Annotated in this window: 18 protein-coding genes; 8 read left to right on the top strand and 10 right to left on the bottom strand. The window is 68.8% G+C overall.

Annotated elements, in window-relative coordinates; translation table 11 throughout:
• Nucleotides 1-85: 85 nt before the first annotated feature.
• Nucleotides 86-1,204, top strand: a complete 1,119-nt coding sequence (gene serC / locus QNI14_RS01375; protein ID WP_283714393.1) for a phosphoserine transaminase — start codon at nt 86-88, stop codon at nt 1,202-1,204.
• 67 nt (nt 1,205-1,271) lie between these two features.
• On the opposite strand, the gene QNI14_RS01370 is transcribed toward serC, so the two are convergent.
• Both QNI14_RS01370 and QNI14_RS01365 read right to left on the bottom strand, forming a co-directional pair.
• Nucleotides 1,272-2,033 carry a DUF3027 domain-containing protein gene (locus QNI14_RS01370; RefSeq protein ID WP_430539223.1) on the bottom strand — a complete coding sequence of 254 codons (762 nt, stop codon included), beginning with the start codon at nt 2,031-2,033 and terminating at the stop codon, nt 1,272-1,274.
• Nucleotides 2,017-2,400 carry a cold-shock protein gene (locus tag QNI14_RS01365; protein ID WP_283714392.1) on the bottom strand — a complete coding sequence of 128 codons (384 nt, stop codon included), beginning with the start codon at nt 2,398-2,400 and terminating at the stop codon, nt 2,017-2,019. Before QNI14_RS01365 ends, QNI14_RS01370 begins: the two co-directional genes overlap by 17 nt.
• Nucleotides 2,401-2,504: 104 nt before the next feature.
• Here QNI14_RS01365 and QNI14_RS01360 point away from each other — a divergent pair, with 104 nt between their 5' ends.
• From QNI14_RS01360 to QNI14_RS01350, 3 genes are read left to right on the top strand one after another with little or no spacing between them, the layout of a single operon-like run.
• Nucleotides 2,505-2,783 carry a multidrug ABC transporter ATPase gene (locus QNI14_RS01360; RefSeq protein WP_283714391.1) on the top strand — a complete coding sequence of 93 codons (279 nt, stop codon included), beginning with the start codon at nt 2,505-2,507 and terminating at the stop codon, nt 2,781-2,783.
• 1 nt (nt 2,784) lies between these two features.
• On the top strand, nt 2,785-4,479 hold the full coding sequence (locus QNI14_RS01355) for a helicase-associated domain-containing protein (RefSeq protein ID WP_283714390.1): 1,695 nt from the start codon (nt 2,785-2,787) through the stop codon (nt 4,477-4,479).
• Between the two features lie 40 nt (nt 4,480-4,519).
• A complete protein-coding gene (locus tag QNI14_RS01350; RefSeq protein WP_283714389.1) occupies nt 4,520-6,163 on the top strand; it encodes a DNA repair helicase XPB in 1,644 nt (547 codons plus the stop codon).
• Between the two features lie 6 nt (nt 6,164-6,169).
• Here the strand turns inward: QNI14_RS01350 and QNI14_RS01345 are convergent, their stop codons facing one another.
• Nucleotides 6,170-7,417, bottom strand: coding sequence for a CPBP family intramembrane glutamic endopeptidase (locus QNI14_RS01345; RefSeq protein ID WP_283714388.1), 1,248 nt, complete (start codon nt 7,415-7,417; stop codon nt 6,170-6,172).
• A 99-nt stretch (nt 7,418-7,516) separates the two neighbouring features.
• Between QNI14_RS01345 and QNI14_RS01340 the strand changes: the two genes are divergently transcribed.
• From QNI14_RS01340 to QNI14_RS01330, 3 genes are all read left to right on the top strand, one after another.
• Nucleotides 7,517-8,209, top strand: coding sequence for a response regulator transcription factor (locus QNI14_RS01340; protein ID WP_283714387.1), 693 nt, complete (start codon nt 7,517-7,519; stop codon nt 8,207-8,209).
• 144 nt (nt 8,210-8,353) lie between these two features.
• A complete protein-coding gene (locus QNI14_RS01335; RefSeq protein WP_283714854.1) occupies nt 8,354-9,949 on the top strand; it encodes a sensor histidine kinase in 1,596 nt (531 codons plus the stop codon).
• 116 nt (nt 9,950-10,065) lie between these two features.
• A complete protein-coding gene (locus QNI14_RS01330; protein ID WP_283714386.1) occupies nt 10,066-10,353 on the top strand; it encodes a WXG100 family type VII secretion target in 288 nt (95 codons plus the stop codon).
• A gap of 73 nt (nt 10,354-10,426) precedes the next feature.
• On the opposite strand, the gene groL is transcribed toward QNI14_RS01330, so the two are convergent.
• From groL to QNI14_RS01305, 5 genes are all read right to left on the bottom strand, one after another.
• Entirely contained in the window at nt 10,427-12,046 is a 1,620-nt protein-coding gene (groL, locus tag QNI14_RS01325) for a chaperonin GroEL (RefSeq protein ID WP_283714385.1), read from the bottom strand.
• Between the two features lie 120 nt (nt 12,047-12,166).
• Nucleotides 12,167-13,012 carry a DUF3048 domain-containing protein gene (locus QNI14_RS01320; protein ID WP_283714384.1) on the bottom strand — a complete coding sequence of 282 codons (846 nt, stop codon included), beginning with the start codon at nt 13,010-13,012 and terminating at the stop codon, nt 12,167-12,169.
• A 252-nt stretch (nt 13,013-13,264) separates the two neighbouring features.
• The gene (locus QNI14_RS01315) at nt 13,265-13,468 is read right to left on the bottom strand and encodes a cold-shock protein (protein ID WP_283714383.1); all 204 of its coding nucleotides are present in this window, start codon (nt 13,466-13,468) and stop codon (nt 13,265-13,267) included.
• A 132-nt stretch (nt 13,469-13,600) separates the two neighbouring features.
• A complete protein-coding gene (locus QNI14_RS01310; protein ID WP_283714382.1) occupies nt 13,601-14,224 on the bottom strand; it encodes a LytR C-terminal domain-containing protein in 624 nt (207 codons plus the stop codon).
• A gap of 9 nt (nt 14,225-14,233) precedes the next feature.
• Nucleotides 14,234-14,521, bottom strand: a complete 288-nt coding sequence (locus tag QNI14_RS01305) for a DUF3263 domain-containing protein (protein ID WP_283714381.1) — start codon at nt 14,519-14,521, stop codon at nt 14,234-14,236.
• Between the two features lie 88 nt (nt 14,522-14,609).
• On the opposite strand from QNI14_RS01305, the gene msrB reads away from it, so the two are divergent.
• Complete coding sequence (gene msrB, locus QNI14_RS01300) at nt 14,610-15,014, top strand: peptide-methionine (R)-S-oxide reductase MsrB (protein ID WP_283714380.1); 405 nt, start codon at nt 14,610-14,612, stop codon at nt 15,012-15,014.
• Between the two features lie 4 nt (nt 15,015-15,018).
• On the opposite strand, the gene QNI14_RS01295 is transcribed toward msrB, so the two are convergent.
• Nucleotides 15,019-15,966, bottom strand: coding sequence for a DMT family transporter (locus tag QNI14_RS01295; protein ID WP_283714379.1), 948 nt, complete (start codon nt 15,964-15,966; stop codon nt 15,019-15,021).
• A complete protein-coding gene (locus QNI14_RS01290; RefSeq protein ID WP_283714378.1) occupies nt 15,959-16,987 on the bottom strand; it encodes a 6-phosphofructokinase in 1,029 nt (342 codons plus the stop codon). The genes QNI14_RS01295 and QNI14_RS01290 overlap by 8 nt, the downstream gene beginning before the upstream one ends.
• Nucleotides 16,988-17,084 lie beyond the last annotated feature (97 nt).

Below are 17,084 nucleotides of genomic sequence, written 5' to 3'. Positions count from 1 at the left end.
GAAGGCCGCCGCGAGGCGGTACGGGCGACTGTCGCGGAGCGTCACGAGCGCGGGACCGCCGAGGCCCGCGCCCTAGAATCAGGGCATGCCCACTGTGACACTCCCTCGCGAGATCCTGCCCGTCGACGGACGTTTCGGCTGCGGCCCGTCCAAAATCCGCGCCGAGCAGCTCGAGCAGCTCGTCACCCGCGGCGCGAGCCTGTTCGGCACGTCGCACCGGCAGGCACCGGTGAAGGACCTCGTGGGCCGCACCCGCCAGGGGCTGGCCGATCTGCTCCGTCTGCCGGAGGGCTACGAGATCATCCTCGGCAACGGCGGCTCCACCGCGTTCTGGGATGCGGCGGCGTTCGGCCTCATCGAGCGGCGCGCGCAGAACCTCGTCTTCGGCGAGTTCGGTGGCAAGTTCGCCGGTTCCGCTGCAGCACCGTGGCTCGAAGCGCCCGACGTGCGCAAGGCCGCCCCCGGCACGAGCATCACCGCCGAGGCCGTCGAGGGCGTCGACGTCTACGCCTGGCCGCACAACGAGACCTCGACCGGCGTCGCGACCGCGATCACCCGCGTGTCGGGCGATGACGGCGCGCTCACGGTCATCGACGCGACGAGCGCGGCCGGCGGCATCGACTTCGACGTGACCGAGACCGACGTCTACTACTTCGCACCGCAGAAGAACCTCGGTTCCGACGGCGGCCTCTGGTACGCCGCCGTGTCGCCGGCTGCGATCGAGCGGATCGAGCGGATCGCGGCATCCGGCCGATACATTCCCGAGTTCCTGAGCCTCAAGAACGCGCTCGACAACTCGCGCCTCAACCAGACCCTCAACACGCCTGCCGTCGCGACGCTGCAGCTGCTCGATTCGCAGCTCGAGTGGATCAACGGCAACGGCGGTCTCGCGTGGGCGGGCGCCCGCACCGCCGAATCGTCGTCGGCGCTGTACGAGTGGGCGGATGCCGCGTCGTTCGCGACGCCGTTCGTCGCCTCGCCCGCCGACCGCTCCCCCGTGGTCGTCACGATCGACTTCGACGAGTCGGTGGATGCCGCGGCCGTCGCGAAGAGCCTCCGCGCGAACGGCATCGTCGACACCGAGCCGTACCGCAAGCTCGGCCGCAACCAGCTCCGCGTCGCGACCTTCGTGTCGATCGACCCCGACGATGTGCACACGCTCATCAAGGCGATCGACTACACGGTCGAGCGCCTCGCAGACTGACCACAGCGAAACAACGGACGCCCCCGAAGCCGAAGCTCGGGGGCGTCCGTCATTCGAGGGGCTCGGTTCAATACTCGCGCAGCTCTTCCTCGTCGTCGGAGTCGTCCTCGTCGGCGTCATCGTCATCGTCAGAGTCGTCGTCCTCTTCGGAGTCTTCCTCGTCCGCTTCGTCATCGAGTTCGTCGATGTCGACGCCGTCGACGTCACCGGCGTGGAGGATCGGGGATCCGTCGCTCTCGAAGTCGGCGGCATCCTCGTCGTCGTCCGCGTCGTCCACGTCCTCATCGGCGTCATCGTCCTCGGCTGCTGCAGCTGCCTGCGCCGCCTGGTACTCCGCGAGGCGCTCCGCCCAGGGCAGCCACTCCGGCGCGAGGAGTGCACCGTCGCCGGGAAGCAGTTCGACTTCGAGCACGGTCGGCTCGGCGCCCTCGACCACTGCGACGCTCACGGTCCAGTACCAACCGGGGTAGCCCGCCAGTCGGTTCGCGAAGCGCAGCGAGACGACCCCGCCGTCCTCGATGGCGTAGCCCGCAGGGTCGCCGATCGACGTCGCGGGGGTGACCTCGGCGAGCGCGGCGCGCGCCAGGTCGTACGCCTCGAACAGGCGCGGGTCGGGATCGACCGGCTCGATCGACGACGTCGGCTCCGCGTCGACCGGCGCGGCATCCGCGCCATCGGAGGCCGGCGCGGCATCCGCGTCGTCGGAGACCACGGGGGCGACGGTTTCGACGTCGGTCACCGTGATCGATTCGATCACCGCGTCCGTCTCGGCGGCAGCAACCTCGGGCGCGTCCGACGCCTCGGCGTCGAACTCAGGCGTCGAGGTCATCAGCGACCTTGCGCAGGATCGCGGCGACCTTCTTGCCGTGCGACGCGCTCGGGTAGCGGCCATGGCGCAGATCGCCGCCGATACCGTCGAGCAGCTTCACGACGTCCTCGACGATGACCGCCATGTCGTCGGCCTTGGGGCGGTTGCGCTTGCTGAGGCTGACCGGCGCGTCGAGCACCCGCACCGCGAGTGCCTGCAGGCCGCGACGGCCGTCCGCGACGCCGAACTCGAGGCGAGTCCCCGTCTTCATCGTCTCGGTCCCGGCGGGAAGCGCCGTCGCGTGCAGGAAGACGTCCTGGCCGTCATCGGTGGTGATGAAGCCGAACCCCTTCGCCTCGTCGTAGAACCTGACCTTGCCGGTGGGCATGTCGCAACCTCGCAGCTCGAGCCCGCACGCGGGCATGGAAAAATCGGACCCTCTCAGCCCGGCCACCAGCCTACGGCACCTCGACGAGCCGCTACTCTGATCGGATGAGCACATCTCCCTCGCCCGGCGATCTGCCGGTCCGCCGGATCGACCGCGTCCTGGCGTTCATGTCGCTGGGGCTACTGGTGCTCTCGATCGCGTGCTTCCTCGCGATCATCATCGGCACGTCCGCGGGCGGCATGCAGCAGGCCGATTTCGCGACGGGGGCCTGGCCGGTCGTCGCGATGGTCGTCTACGTCGCTCCGCCGGTCGCGTTCGCGCTCCTGGTCGCGCTGCTCATCATGACGTTCGTCAGAAGGGCGCGCGCGAACAAGGGCCGCTGACGTGACGGCCACGGACGCTCGGACGCTCGCGACGCACCTCGCGCAGCTCGACACCGATGCGCTCGCGGGCCTCTTCACCGCCCGACAGGTGTCGCCGACCGCCACGTGGGCGGACTTCTTCGACGTCGCTGAAGCGCTCCTCGACCCGACCCACGTGACGCGCGCGGTCTCGGCACTGAGTGATGCCGAGCTGTGCGCGCTCCGCGCACCCGACGCCGCGACGCCGGCACTGTTGGCGTCCCTGACCGCGCTCGCACTCGTCGACGACGGCGGTCGCCCGTTCGAAGCCGTGGCGACGGCGCTGGATCAGGTGTCCCCGGTCGAGCCCGCCGTCCTGTTCGACGGCGCACCCGAGAGCGACGAAGCCGCGGCGGAGCGGGCTTTCGAAGCCGCGGCATCCCTCGCCGACATCCTGCACAGCGCCACCGTCAGCCCGCTGGGGAGGATCGGCACGGGTGCACTCAGCGCCACCGACCGCCGCCGTCTCGTCGAGATCGGCGCGGCTCGGACCGGCACCGACGCGGATGAACTCGTCGCGATCGCCGTGACCGCGGGTCTGCTGGTCGACCGCGAGCGCACCTGGCTCATCACCGACGACGGCGCCGAATGGCTCCGGACACGGACGGTGCACCGCTGGGAGCTCGTCGCCGAGCGCCTGCGCGACGCATTGCCACCCGCACTCCGCGGTATGGACGGCGGCTGGCGCGCACCCGCCGAATGGCCGGGTGCCGTCCCGTTCGACGCGTCTTGGCCAGAACGCGTGACCAGGCTGGCCGCGGAGTGGCGGCAGTGGGCACTGCTGAGCGCCGACGGCTCGTCTCCCTCGTGGGCCTCCGGGCTCGCGACAGGCGGCGACGCCGACATCGATGCGCTCCAGGCGCTGCTCCCCCACGAGGTCGACAAGGTCTACCTGCAGAACGATCTCACCGCCATCTCGCCCGGGCCGCTCGAGCCGCGGCTCGACCTGCGCCTGCGGACGATGGCGCGGCGCGAGTCCCGCGCACAGGCATCGTCCTACCGCTTCACCGCCGACACGATCGGCGCCGCGCTCGCCGCCGGCGAGACGGCGGCATCCCTCACCGAGTTCATCGGTGGGCTCTCGCTCACCGGCGTACCGCAGCCGCTCGCGTACGAGATCGAACGTGCCGCAGCGCGACACGGTGCGCTCCGCGTCGGCCCGAACTGGCAGGGGCACACCCGCATCACCGGTGACCGCGACCTGCTCGACGCCCTCGCGGTCGATCAGGCACTCCGGCCCCTGGGCCTCATTCCCGAGGGCGACCACCTCCTCAGCCGCACCGGTGTCGACACGACCTTCTGGATGCTCGCGGACGCCCGGTATCCGGTGCTCGCAGTCGACGCGGACGGCAATCCGCGCGCGCTCGACCGGCATCACGCGGGCGGCGAGGGGGCGCCCGCTCCCACTCCCGTCGAACGCTACGCACCGTTGCTCGAACGCCTCCGAGCGAGCACCTCGGACGATGCGGATGCCGCATGGCTCGAGCGTGAACTCGAGCACGCCGTGCGCACCCGCTCCGTCGTCGTCATCGTGGTGCAGCTGCCCGACGGATCGACCCGCGAGGTCACCGTGGAGGCAGCCGGACTCGGCGGCGGACGTCTGCGGGGGCGCGACCGCGCAGCCGACGTCGAACGCACGCTCCCGCTGGCGAGCATCGTCAGCGTGCGACCGGCCTGACGGCCCGGCCGTTCACCGAAGGCCGTTAGACTGACCCGTTATGGCTGACGGCCCCCTCATCGTCCAGAGCGACCGCACCGTGCTGCTCGAAGTGGCGCACCCCGACGCGGAGAACGCGCGCCACGAGCTCGCGATCTTCGCCGAGCTGGAGCGGGCGCCAGAGCACATCCACACCTACCGGATCACCCGGCTGGGGCTGTGGAACGCGCGCGCCGCGGGACACGACGCCGAAGACATGCTCGCAACGCTCGAACGGTGGGCGAAGTTCCCGGTGCCACCGTCGGTGTCGATCGACATCCGCGAGACCGTGCACCGCTACGGCCGTCTCGTCATCGAGCGCGACGACGAGGGCACGCTGATTCTCCGGTCGACGGATGCCGCCGTCCTCGCCGAGATCGCGCGGAACCGACGCATCCAGCCGCTCCTCATCGCGCACCCGTCGCAGGACACCTACGTCATCGACGCGTGGGCGCGCGGACAGATCAAGCAGGAGCTGCTGAAGATCGGATGGCCGGCAGAGGACCACGCGGGCTTCACTCCCGGCACGCCGCACGAGATCGACCTCACCGAGGACGGGTGGACGCTGCGCCCATACCAGCGGAAGGCCGTCGACATCTTCAGCGAAGGCGGCTCCGGCGTCGTCGTCCTCCCGTGCGGTGCCGGCAAGACGCTCGTGGGTGCCGCAGCCATGGCCGACACCAAGACGACGACGCTCATCCTCGTGACGAACACGGTGAGCGCGCGGCAGTGGCGCGACGAGCTCCTCAAGCGCACGTCGCTCACGCCGGAGGAGATCGGCGAGTACTCGGGACAGGCCAAAGAGGTCAAGCCGGTCACGATCGCGACCTACCAGATCCTCACCGCCAAGCGGAAAGGCGAGTACGCCCACCTCGCGCTCCTCGATGCGCTCGACTGGGGCCTCATCGTCTACGACGAGGTGCACCTGCTGCCCGCCCCGGTGTTCAAGCTGACCGCCGATCTGCAGGCGCGCCGCCGCCTCGGCCTGACCGCGACGCTGGTGCGCGAAGACGGCCGCGAGGGCGACGTGTTCAGCCTCATCGGGCCGAAGCGGTTCGACGCGCCCTGGAAGGAGATCGAGGCACAGGGCTTCATCTCCCCCGCCGTCTGCTACGAGGTGCGCATCGACCTACCCGCGTCGGATCGCCTCGAGTACGCGGCATCCGCCGACGACGAGCGCTACCGGCTCGCGGCGACCGCGCACGCGAAGATCGATGTCGTGCGGGACCTCGTCGCGAAGCACGAGGGCGAGCAGATCCTCGTGATCGGGCAGTATCTCGACCAGATCGACGTGCTTTCCGACGCGCTCGGCGCACCGAAGATCACCGGATCGACGGCCGTGGACGAGCGCGAGGAGCTGTTCGACGCGTTCCGCACCGCGAAGATCCCGGTGCTCGTCGTCTCGAAGGTCGCAAACTTCTCCATCGACCTGCCCGATGCGTCGGTTGCCATCCAGGTGTCCGGCTCGTTCGGTTCGCGGCAGGAAGAGGCACAGCGCCTGGGCCGTCTACTGCGCCCGAAGTCGAACGGCCACAAGGCGAGCTTCTACACGCTGATCGCGCGCGACACGGTCGACCAGGACTTCGCCCAGAATCGGCAGCGGTTCCTCGCCGAGCAGGGGTACAGCTACACGATCCTCGACGCCGACGGCCTGCACGCCGCCTGAGCACACTCAGTCGCGGCGGGGTTCCTCGGACGTGTCCGCCGGCTCGTACCCGGGTGCGTATTCACCCCACCGCGGCGCCGGCGTGCCCGCCTGCGCGGGCGGTGCGGCGACCGTCTGCTGCGCGGGCGGCGGCGCGACCGGCGGCTGCCCGTACACGGGAGGCTGGCCATACACCGGCGGCTGGCCATACACCGGCGGCTGGCCATACACCGGCGGCTGGCCATACACCGGCGGCTGGTACCCGCCGGGATACCCGGGGTACTGCGGCGGCGTCGGTGCGACGTACACCGGTTCCGGAGCCGGCGTGACGCGGAGCGTGCGCCGAGTGTCGCCGCGCCGACGCCAGAGGAGTTCCACGACAGCGCAGTAGATCCCGATCATCACGATCGACGAGGCGAGGCTCAAGATGCTCGTGTCCTTCGCGTTCGCGTCACTCAGACCGAAGGCCGAGAAGCCGAACGCGACGACGTTGTTGACCACGTGCAGCGAGATCGCGGCCTCCAGACCGCCGGTACGCCACGTGAGCCACCCCGCGGCGATCGCGAACACCGCCACGCTCGCCTGACCCATCCAGTCGTAGAGGTGGCCGAGCACGAACAGCGGCACGGGGAGCAGAATCGCCCACGCGGGATGCTTCAGCCATCGGCCCACGGTCTGCATGAGGTAGCCGCGGAAGACATACTCCTCCGCTGCTGCCTGGAACGGTACGACCAGCAGGATCACGAGCAGCGTCGCGACGAACGCAGGGTTGTCCTCCGGCGCGACGAGGTTCGCCCCGGATGACTCCTCGGCGGGCAGCAGCGCGGAGAGCGCGGAGATCACGAGGTACACGGCGATAGCGGCCGCCGCGCACAGCAGCATCCATCGCCACCGGAGCCGCCCCGCCACCGACGACATGAAGCCGATACGGGAGCCGTTCACGACGAACGAGGCGAGCAGGTAGCAGGGCCACATCACGATGATCGAACCGAGGATGAGGGCGAGCATCCCGGGATTGCGCATGTCGAACGTCGTGAGCTGGTCGACGAGCACGAACGGGCTGCTGTACGGGTCGGACGAGATGGAGACGATCGCCATCACGACGCTGATGAGCGTCGTGGCGATGAGGAAGAGGACGACGCCGAAGACACCCGTCACGAGCGGCGTCCACCACCCGGAACGGCGCCGCGCGAAGACGAGGCGGTGAAACGCGAGCCCCGGTCCGGTGGCGTCGGCGGGCAGCGGGCGAGGAGCGGGCGGCGGCGCGTAAGTCACTCGTCCATCCTGACCCACGATCGAGCGGGATGGTACCGCGCGCCGATACACCCGCGGAATGTCCAGCAAACCGATGGATTCCGGTGCCAGGATGAACCTATGACTGCAGCGCGCATCCTCGTCGTCGACGACGAGCCGAACATCCGGGACCTGCTGGTCACCAGCCTCCGGTTCGCCGGGTACCAGGTCCGGGCCGTCGCCAACGGTGCACAGACCATCTCGGCGGTCCTCGAAGAGGAGCCCGACCTCATCATCCTCGACGTGATGCTCCCGGACATGAACGGGTTCAGCGTCACCAAGCGCCTCCGCGGTGCCGGGTACACCGCGCCGATCCTCTTCCTCACCGCGAAGGACGAGACCGAAGACAAGATCGAGGGCCTGAACGCCGGTGGCGACGACTACGTCACCAAGCCCTTCAGCCTCGACGAAATCGTCGCCCGCATCCAGGCGATCCTGCGTCGCACGATGCAGGCCGATGAGGAGTCGATCATCAAGGCCGGCGAGCTGACGATGGATCAGGACACACACGACGTGCAGGTCGGCGACGCGTCGATCGACCTGTCCCCCACGGAGTTCAAGCTCCTGCGCTATCTGATGCTCAATCCGAACCGGGTGCTGAGCAAGGCGCAGATCCTCGACCACGTCTGGGAGTACGACTTCAATGGCGACGCCGGCATCGTGGAGAGTTACATCTCCTACCTCCGCCGCAAGATCGATCCGCACTCCTCCGAACCCCTCATCCAGACCAAGCGCGGCTTCGGATACATGCTGAAAGCCGATCGCGCGTCCTGACGCGAGCTCCCCCTGCACACCGCGCCCGCCGAACCCCACGACCGCGTCACACGCTGGTGGCGCGGCCTCAGCCTGCGCGCGAAGGTGACCGGCGTCACAGTAAGCGTCCTCGCTTTCGGGCTCGTGGGCGCCGGCGTCGGCACGATGATCTTCCTGCGCAACGCGCAGCTGGCGGCCGTCGATCAGTCCCTCACGCAGACGGTGAGCACCGACCTCGTCAGCAGCCTGTTCGATGTCGGCGTCGACGACGGCGAGGCCGTCTTCGAGCCGACCGGTGCGCCGACCGACTTCTTCATCGCCGTGTACACCGCCGACGGCGACCTCGTCGCGACGGGCGGCGGCGACGGCAACTCGCCGGCGCCCGACTTCCCGGACGACTTCCCGATCGACCGCAGCTACATCTACGGCACGACCCCGTTCGATCTCACGTCGTCGGACGGCGCCGCCAAGTTCCGGGTCAGCGTCGACGTCGCTGAGATCGCAGGCGCGCGCGAGTACTACTCCCAGATGATCGCGCTCCCGCTCGCCGAGGTGAATCGGACCGTGACGAACTACATCGGCATCTACACGGTGCTCGCGCTGTTCGTCATCCTCTGTTCCGCGGTCCTCACGCGCGGTCTCGTGACGCTCGCGTTCCGTGGCCTCGGGCAGGTCGAGAGCACGGCGATGACGATCGCGCAGGGCGACTTCAGCCAGCGCATGGGCGATATCGCCCCCGGCACCGAGGTCGGCCGGTTGAAGACTGCGATCAACGTGATGCTCGACCGCATCGACAACGCGATGGGGCAACGGGATGCCACCGTGCAGCAGATGCGCCGCTTCATCGGTGACGCGAGTCATGAGCTGCGGACGCCGCTCGTGACGGTACGAGGCTACGCGGAGCTCTATCGGATGGGCGCGATCGATGGCTCCGAGGCGACCGCGCAAGCCATGGAACGCATCGAGAAGGAAGCGATCCGGATGGGCGCGCTCGTCGAGGATCTGCTCGCGCTCGCCCGCCTCGACGAGAAGCGCGACATCGCCGTCGGTCCCGTCGACCTGCGTCCGATCGCGCGTGACGCCGCGCTCGACGCGCGCGCGGCGGCCCCGGACCGCCCCGTCACGTTCCTCGGGCAGTCGCCGACCGCTGCGATCCCGATCGCGACGATCGCGGCCGACGCGCCCGCGCCGAAGCGCCGTGGTGCGTCGATCGCGGGCGCGACGCGGTCGCTGCTGCGCCGCCGTCAACGCCCCGCCGAGAAGCAGACGGCTCAGACGCCGGCGCTGTTCACCGAACCGATCCCGACGCAGCTCCCTCCGGATCCGGTCCCGATCGTGCTCGCGGACGAGAACCGCGTCCGTCAGGTCGTCGCGAACCTGCTCGGCAATGCGCGCCGATACACCCCCGAGGCTTCGCCGATCGAGCTCGCCGTCGGTGTGGAGGTCGCGGCGGAGCGAGGCTGGATCGCCGTCATCGACCACGGCGAGGGCATTCCGGAGCAGATCAGGGGCAAGATCTTCCAGCGCTTCTGGCGTGCGGACTCGTCGCGCACCCGCGAGACGGGTGGCTCCGGCCTCGGGCTGTCGATCGTGGCATCCGTCGTCAGCGCCCTCGACGGATCGATCGCTGTGACCGACACCCCCGGCGGCGGTGCGACCTTCACGGTGTCGTTCCCGCTCGCGGTCGACCGCGCGTTCGCCGGCCCGTACCTCGACCTGGCGACGCAGCCACTCCCCCGCACACCGGCGCCTGACGCCTGACGCGACTTCCTCCACACTCGACGCATCACGCCCACTGTGCACCGCGCAGGGGCCGGCACGCTGCCCCTCGGCGAGGCTTCCTACGCTGGCGGCATCCCCCTCGAAAGGAGCACAACATGGGCAGTTTCACCGTCGACAGCGACTCGCTGCTGGCCGCGACCGCCACCATCAGGGCGACCGGCGACCGGGTGCAGAGCGAGACAGGCGCGATGCTCGGGCAGCTCACCCAGTTGCAGGGCTCGTGGACCGGGACCGCGTCGATCGCCTTCCAATCCGTCATCGAACGCTGGCGGGCGGCACAGCGCGAAGTGGATGCCGCGCTCGGCGACATCAGCACGGCGCTCGGCGCCGTCGGTCAGCAGTACGCGCAGACCGAGCTCTCGGCGACGAGCCTGTTCCGCTGACATCCCGCGAACGACGAAGGGCCCCTCCTCGCGGAGGGGCCCTTCGTTTCGATCAGGTGCGATCAGCGCTGGATCAGAAGTCCATGCCGCCGGTCGGGTCGCCTGCCGGCGCCGCGACCTTCTCGGGCTTGTCGGCGACGACGGCCTCGGTGGTCAGGAACAGACCAGCGATCGACGCAGCGTTCTGCAGCGCCGAGCGCGTGACCTTGGCCGGGTCGATGATGCCCGCGGCGAACATGTCGACGTACTCGCCCGTGGCTGCGTTGAGGCCCTGACCCGCGGGGAGCTCGGCGACCTTGTTCGAGACGACACCGGGCTCGAGACCGGCGTTCAGCGCGATCTGCTTCAGCGGAGCCTGGATGGCGACCTTGACGATGTTCGCGCCGGTCGCCTCGTCACCATCGAGCTCGAGGGCCGCGAAGGCCTTCTCGCCGGCCTGGATCAGTGCGACGCCACCACCGGGGACGATGCCCTCTTCGACGGCTGCCTTCGCGTTGCGGACGGCGTCCTCGATGCGGTGCTTGCGCTCCTTGAGCTCGACCTCGGTGGCCGCGCCCGCCTTGATGACGGCGACGCCACCGGCGAGCTTCGCGAGGCGCTCCTGGAGCTTCTCGCGGTCGTAGTCGCTGTCGGTGTTGTCGATCTCGCGGCGGATCTGGGTCACGCGACCCTCGATCTGCTCGGCGTCACCGGCACCCTCGACGATGGTGGTCTCGTCCTTGGTGATGATGACCTTGCGCGCACGACCGAGCAGGTCGAGCGTGGCGTTCTCGAGCTTGAGGCCGACCTCTTCGGTGATGACCTGGCCGCCGGTGAGGATCGCGATGTCCTGCAGCTGCGCCTTGCGACGGTCGCCGAAGCCGGGGGCCTTGACGGCTGCCGACTTGAAGATGCCGCGGATCTTGTTCAGCACGAGGGTCGCGAGGGCTTCACCCTCGACGTCCTCGGCGATGATGAGGAGCTCCTTGCCGTCCTGGATCACCTTGTCGACGACGGGCAGAAGATCCTTGATGTTCGAGATCTTCTGGTTGGCGATCAGGATGTAGGGGTCCTCGAAGACCGCTTCCTGACGCTCGGCGTCGGTGACGAAGTAGGGATTGATGTAGCCCTTGTCGAAGCGCATGCCCTCGGTGAGCTCGAGCTCGGTGCCGAAGGTGTTCGACTCCTCGACGGTGACGACGCCTTCCTTGCCCACCTTGTCGATGGCCTCGGCGATGAGCGCGCCGATTTCGGCGTCAGCAGCCGAGATCGAAGCGGTCGCGGCGATCTCGTCCTTGGTCTCGATCTCCTTGGCGCCGGCGAGCAGCTCGTCGGAGAGCGCCTTGACGGCCTTCTCGATGCCCTTCTTGAGCGAGATGGGGTCGGCACCGGCGGCGACGTTGCGCAGGCCCTCGCGCACGAGCGCCTGGGCGAGCACGGTCGCGGTGGTCGTTCCGTCACCGGCGACGTCGTCGGTCTTCTTTGCGACCTCCTTGACGAGCTCCGCACCGATCTTCTCGTACGGGTCGTCGAGCTCGATCTCCTTGGCGATCGACACACCGTCGTTCGTGATCGTGGGGGCGCCCCACTTCTTCTCGAGCACGACGTTGCGGCCACGCGGGCCGAGCGTCACCTTGACGGCGTCGGCCAGGGTGTTGAGGCCGCGCTCGAGGCCGCGACGGGCCTCCTCGTCGAAAGCGATGATCTTTGCCATAACTGTGTCGTCCCTCCCGGACGTAGGCGATGTCTTTAGCACTCAGGATGAGTGAGTGCTAAATCATTCTGGCACTCGGGCATGGGGAGTGCAAGCCGCGGGGAGTCCTTCACGACAGCGTCAGAGGACGTCGATGGATCCAGACTTCGGCATGAGTTCGACCCACGTGTTCCCGGGGGTCAGACGGACCTCGGACCCGGCGGCATTGCGGAGGACGATACGGGCGTCGCGGGACGTCTTCTCCCAGGTGACCTTCATCACCGACCCTCCCGTCGATACCCAGCCCTGACCTTCGTCGACCATGACGGTCTTCGGGATGTGACCGTATCGACCGTCGATGTCGACTTCGAGGACGACCACGTTCTCGGCAGTGATCCGCGTCCCGTCGTCGACGCGATCTGCGACACCGGCCTGCGATCGTGCATAGACCCCGGCATCCGCGCTCCACCTCCAGTTTCGCTCGGATGCCTGGGAGAAGACGATGTCGACGCCGTCGGATGCACGACCGAACAGCGGCGCCCATCCCTCGGGCGAGTAGCGGAACTGCGCCGACGGCGCGTCGAGGCTGTCGTAGTTCGTGACGACGTCATCCGCCTGAAGGATGACGTTGTGCGGAGCGCGTCGTTTGTCGGTGCGGAACATGAAACGGTCGTCCTTGCCACCATGAATCGCGTTGTGGAGTTCCGTCTTCTTCATCATCGCGACGAAGCGGCTCTGGCCGCCGGAATAGGCGATGATGCCGCCGAGCGGACCGGCGATGTCGGGGTCCATCGGTCGGATGCTCCGGACCGGCCCCACACGCGCGGGAACGTCGGAGTGCCAGACGGCGACGTAGCGAGTCAGCCCGCCCTCGACGAGCTCTTCGAAAACGATGTCCGCACGATCGATGCCGAATTGGGGTCGCGCGTCGATCTGGTTGTCGATCTTGACCGACAGTGCCGGACGGTCGGCGTCGGCGGTCGCCATCTGTGTGCCACGCAACGGCGCGGCGACCCTCGCCGGAACGGGCTTCGGCGTCGGAGTGAACTCCGACACGGAGCGCGTGGGCGTCGGACTCGCGGTCGGGCTCGCTGTTCCTTCGGCCTGCGAGGTGCAGCCGGCCAAGAAGACAGCCGACAGCACGACGGGAACGATGAACCGCCGCCCTCGAGTGCGACGGACAGGCGAACGGAACTGCGTCTTGGTTCGAGTCACCCGGGCAGGATACGCGCCAACCGGTTACGCGACGACGCGAACGGCCTCGGCCTGCGGCCCCTTCTGCCCAGAGCCGACGGTGAACTCCACCGTCTGCCCCTCTTCGAGCACCCGGAAGCCGGACATCTCGATGTTCGAGTAGTGGACGAAGACGTCCTGGCCGTCGACCTGCGTGATGAATCCAAAGCCCTTCTCGGCGTTGAACCACTTGACGGTTCCCTGGGTCATGCGAATCTCCTGAAGCTGTGGGACGTCGCCAGATTAGCTACGCCGCACTGCACGGAATCGCGGTTTTCGCACTTGTTGACGCGCGCGCATCGAAGTGTTTACGGCGCCGAAACACGGCGGCGCCGCACGGCGTCATTCCGTCCGGTGATCGAGTCCGACCACGATGACGAGTTGCGCGCCGAGCTCGCCGTCGACGCCCGGGGTGCTCGGATCACCGACGACCTGATACGTGTCGTCGAGCGAGACCTCGGCGCCGCCGATCACATCGGCGAGCCCGCGCGCAGCGGCTTCGTCGGCTTCGCTCGGGTAGTAGACGGTGGTCGTCTCGAAGTCGGTCGAGCTCGCGTTGCTCTCCTGCACGTCGCCCTCGGCCCACCCGGCCTCGACGACGACGTCGCGGAGCTCGGCCGCGAGACCCGCCTGATCGGTCGCGTTGAGGATCAGGACCGGATACGACGTGTCGACCATCGGCGCGACCGGGCCGGCGCCTTCGGTTGCGGCGGGTGCCGGTGCGAAATCGAGCCGACCGGTGGCGAGCATCGTCCCGAAGACCCCCGCGAGGATGAGGACGACCGTCGCGACCGCGGACCACACCACGATCGCACCCACCCGGAGACGCGGGTGCTCTGCTCGGTGCGCGCCGCTTCGACCGTGTCCGCGCTCGAGGCCATCGAATCGATCCTTCGGGAAGCCGTGACCTGACTCGCGGTCGGCGGAGGCATCCGCGCGGGTCTGCGCGGGAGAGGGTGACGTCACACGTGGATTCTATCGAGACGCATTCGGTGCAACCTGTGCGTGAGGCGCACCGCTGAGAGGCCGGGCACGCTCATACCGCATCCGCTCCTGCGCGTCGCTGATCCGCCGCAACCGATGGACGAGGATCGGGTCGTAGGCGACGGCATCCGCCGTCTCCACAAGGCGTGCCAGCAGTTGGTAATAGCGGGCGGGGGTCAGCGAGAGCTCGGTCCGGATCGCCTCCTCCTTGGCACCCGAGTGCGCGGTCCAGCGACCCTCGAAGTCGAGAAGCGCACGATCGCGGTCGGAGAGAGACACAGCTTCACGGTATCCGGCGGGGCCACTCGAGCCTCGGAACACACGGGCGGTTCGTCGGGTTGAATAGGACGAGCGGAAGGAAAGACTCATGAGCTATCGCGTGGAGAAGACCGACGAGCAGTGGCGCTCGGAGCTGAGCCCGGAGCAGTACGCCGTGCTGCGGCAGTCCGGAACCGAGCGCGCCTGGACCGGCGAACTGCTCGACGAGAGCCGCGCCGGCCTGTACGCGTGCGCCGCCTGTGGTGCGGAACTGTTCCAGAGCGGCACGAAGTTCGATTCGCACTGCGGGTGGCCGAGCTTCTACGAGTCGGTGCGCCCCGAAGCAGTCGAGCTCATCGAGGACAACAGTCACGGCATGGTCCGCACCGAGGTTCGCTGCGCGAACTGCGGGTCCCACCTCGGGCACGTGTTCCCCGATGGGTTCGGCACGCCGACCGGCGACCGCTACTGCATGAACTCGCTGTCGCTGTCGTTCACTCCCGAAGCGGACTGACTCGTCAGCGTCGGACTCGCCACACCCCGGCGATGACGACGGCGACGAGCGCCACAGCGACCGTGACGACCTCGACGAGGATGCCGGGGCTCCGGGGCGCCGGCCATGCGGCATCCATGATCAGCGACGCCACGAGTTGGCCGGACACCGCCGACAGCCCGAACAGCAGGACGCCGGTGTGCACGACGAGCGCAGCCGTCAGCATGATGTAGCCGACACCGATCGCGCCACCCAGGTACAGCCACGGGTCGCTCGGGAACGCACTGGGCGGGCCGATGAGGACGACCGCGACGACGGCACCGATGAGGAGCGCGGCCGTGCCGCCGAAGAAGTTGACGAAGGTGGCGGTCACCGCGCTGCCCACGTGAGCACGCAACCGACCGTTGGTCGCCTGCTGCCAGGCCAGTCCGAGCCCCGCGAGGACGGGAAGGATGAGCACCACCACCGGCACGTCACCCAAGCCGTCGGTGTTCGACAGCATGATGCCTGCGGCGAGCACCGCGAGGGCGGCCCCGACCACGCGCGGGAGCGTGACCGGCACGACCCCACCCGGGCCGTATCCCGCACGGTCGAGCACGAGCCCGCCACCGAGTTGCCCGGCGACCAGACCGACGGTGAAGAGCGAGACGCCGACGATCCCGACGGCGACGCTCTGCGTCGCCACGTTGAGCGCGCCCGCGATGCCACCCGCCAGCATCCACCACGGAATGCTGCGGGCGCGCACGCCGGCGCCGAGCGCACTGAGCCCCCGGCGCCCGGAAGGCAGCGCGAGACTCACGAGCGCGACGAGCAGCAGTCCGCTTCCGAAGGAGATCACCGCGGCGGTCATCGGATGCTCGAGCCGAAGGCCCAGCTGCCCGTTGATTCGCGCCTGGACCGCCGTCAGCACGCCGACGAAGACCGACCCCGTCAGCGCAAGCCACAGGGGCGGCCCCGCGGAGCGTTCAGCCAAAGAGCGCGGCGGCTTCTTCGTACCGGTACAGCGGCACGGTGTGCAGCTCGCCGAGCGCCTCTTCGAACGGCACGCGCACGATGTCGGTGCCCTTCATCGCGACCATCTGGCCCCATGCGCCGTCGACGACCGCATCGGCGGCGTGTAGCCCGAGGCGCGTCGCGAGGACGCGGTCGAACGCGGAGGGCGACCCACCGCGCTGGATGTGACCGAGGACCGTGGCGCGGGTCTCGACACCGGTGATGCGCTCGATCTCGGGCGCCAGGATCTCGCTGATGCCACCGAGGCGCGGGCGGTTGAACGCGTCGAGGCCCTTGTCGCTGAACGCCTCGTCCATGCCGGCGAGCTTGAAACCCTCCGAGACGACGACGAGCGGCGCGCGGCCACGGTCGTGCGCCTTCGTGACCTGCTCGGCGATCTCCTCGATCGTCATTGGGACCTCGGGGATGCAGATCACGTGCGCACCGGCGGCGATGCCGGAGTGCAGGGCGATCCACCCGACGTGGCGTCCCATGACCTCGGCGACCATGCAGCGCTGGTGGGAATCACCGGTCGTGCGCAGGCGGTCCATCGCCTCACTGGCGATGTTGACGGCCGTGTCGAACCCGAACGAGTAGTCGGTGGCCTGGAGGTCGTTGTCGATCGTCTTCGGCACGCCGAGGACGTTGATGCCGTCCTTGTGCAGGCGGTCGGCCGCGGCGAGGGTGCCCTCGCCGCCGATCGCGATGATGCCGTCGAGGCGGTGCCCGTACAGGGTCTTCGCAATGTTCTCGGCGCCGCCGCGCTCACCCTCGTAGGGGTTGGTGCGGCTCGTTCCGAGGATCGTGCCCCCCACCTTCGACAGGCCCTTCACCTCGTGGCGCGTGAGCGGGAAGAAGTCGCCGTCGACGACGCCGCGCCAACCGTCGCGGATGCCGACGAACTCGATGTCGTAGGCCGTCGTGCCCTTCAGCACGACGCCGCGGATGACCGCGTTCAGGCCCGGGCAATCGCCGCCGCTGGTGAGGATGCCGATCTTCATGGGAGATCCTTTGTGGTTCGGGAAATGCTGTCGGCGACGCTGCCGCATCCGACCCTATCGCCGGACGCGGTGGCCTGCCAGCCGAGCGGATGTCACT

This window comes from Microbacterium dauci (assembly GCF_030065535.1).
In the GTDB taxonomy this organism is placed as follows: domain Bacteria; phylum Actinomycetota; class Actinomycetes; order Actinomycetales; family Microbacteriaceae; genus Microbacterium; species Microbacterium dauci.
The sequence above is the reverse complement of the archived record's forward strand: the minus strand, read 5'-3'. Positions and strand labels throughout refer to the sequence as shown.

Bases quoted from the DNA above. Each gene is read 5' to 3' on its own strand.
- serC (WP_283714393.1), top strand. From the start codon at position 86: ATGCCCACTGTGACACTCCCTCGCGAGATCCTGCCCGTCGACGGACGT.
- QNI14_RS01370 (WP_430539223.1), bottom strand. From the start codon at position 2,033: ATGACCTCGACGCCTGAGTTCGACGCCGAGGCGTCGGACGCGCCCGAG.
- QNI14_RS01365 (WP_283714392.1), bottom strand. From the start codon at position 2,400: ATGCCCACCGGCAAGGTCAGGTTCTACGACGAGGCGAAGGGGTTCGGC.
- QNI14_RS01360 (WP_283714391.1), top strand. From the start codon at position 2,505: ATGAGCACATCTCCCTCGCCCGGCGATCTGCCGGTCCGCCGGATCGAC.
- QNI14_RS01350 (WP_283714389.1), top strand. From the start codon at position 4,520: ATGGCTGACGGCCCCCTCATCGTCCAGAGCGACCGCACCGTGCTGCTC.
- QNI14_RS01340 (WP_283714387.1), top strand. From the start codon at position 7,517: ATGACTGCAGCGCGCATCCTCGTCGTCGACGACGAGCCGAACATCCGG.
- QNI14_RS01335 (WP_283714854.1), top strand. From the start codon at position 8,354: ATGATCTTCCTGCGCAACGCGCAGCTGGCGGCCGTCGATCAGTCCCTC.
- QNI14_RS01330 (WP_283714386.1), top strand. From the start codon at position 10,066: ATGGGCAGTTTCACCGTCGACAGCGACTCGCTGCTGGCCGCGACCGCC.
- groL (WP_283714385.1), bottom strand. From the start codon at position 12,046: ATGGCAAAGATCATCGCTTTCGACGAGGAGGCCCGTCGCGGCCTCGAG.
- QNI14_RS01320 (WP_283714384.1), bottom strand. From the start codon at position 13,012: ATGGCGACCGCCGACGCCGACCGTCCGGCACTGTCGGTCAAGATCGAC.
- QNI14_RS01315 (WP_283714383.1), bottom strand. From the start codon at position 13,468: ATGACCCAGGGAACCGTCAAGTGGTTCAACGCCGAGAAGGGCTTTGGA.
- msrB (WP_283714380.1), top strand. From the start codon at position 14,610: ATGAGCTATCGCGTGGAGAAGACCGACGAGCAGTGGCGCTCGGAGCTG.
- QNI14_RS01290 (WP_283714378.1), bottom strand. From the start codon at position 16,987: ATGAAGATCGGCATCCTCACCAGCGGCGGCGATTGCCCGGGCCTGAAC.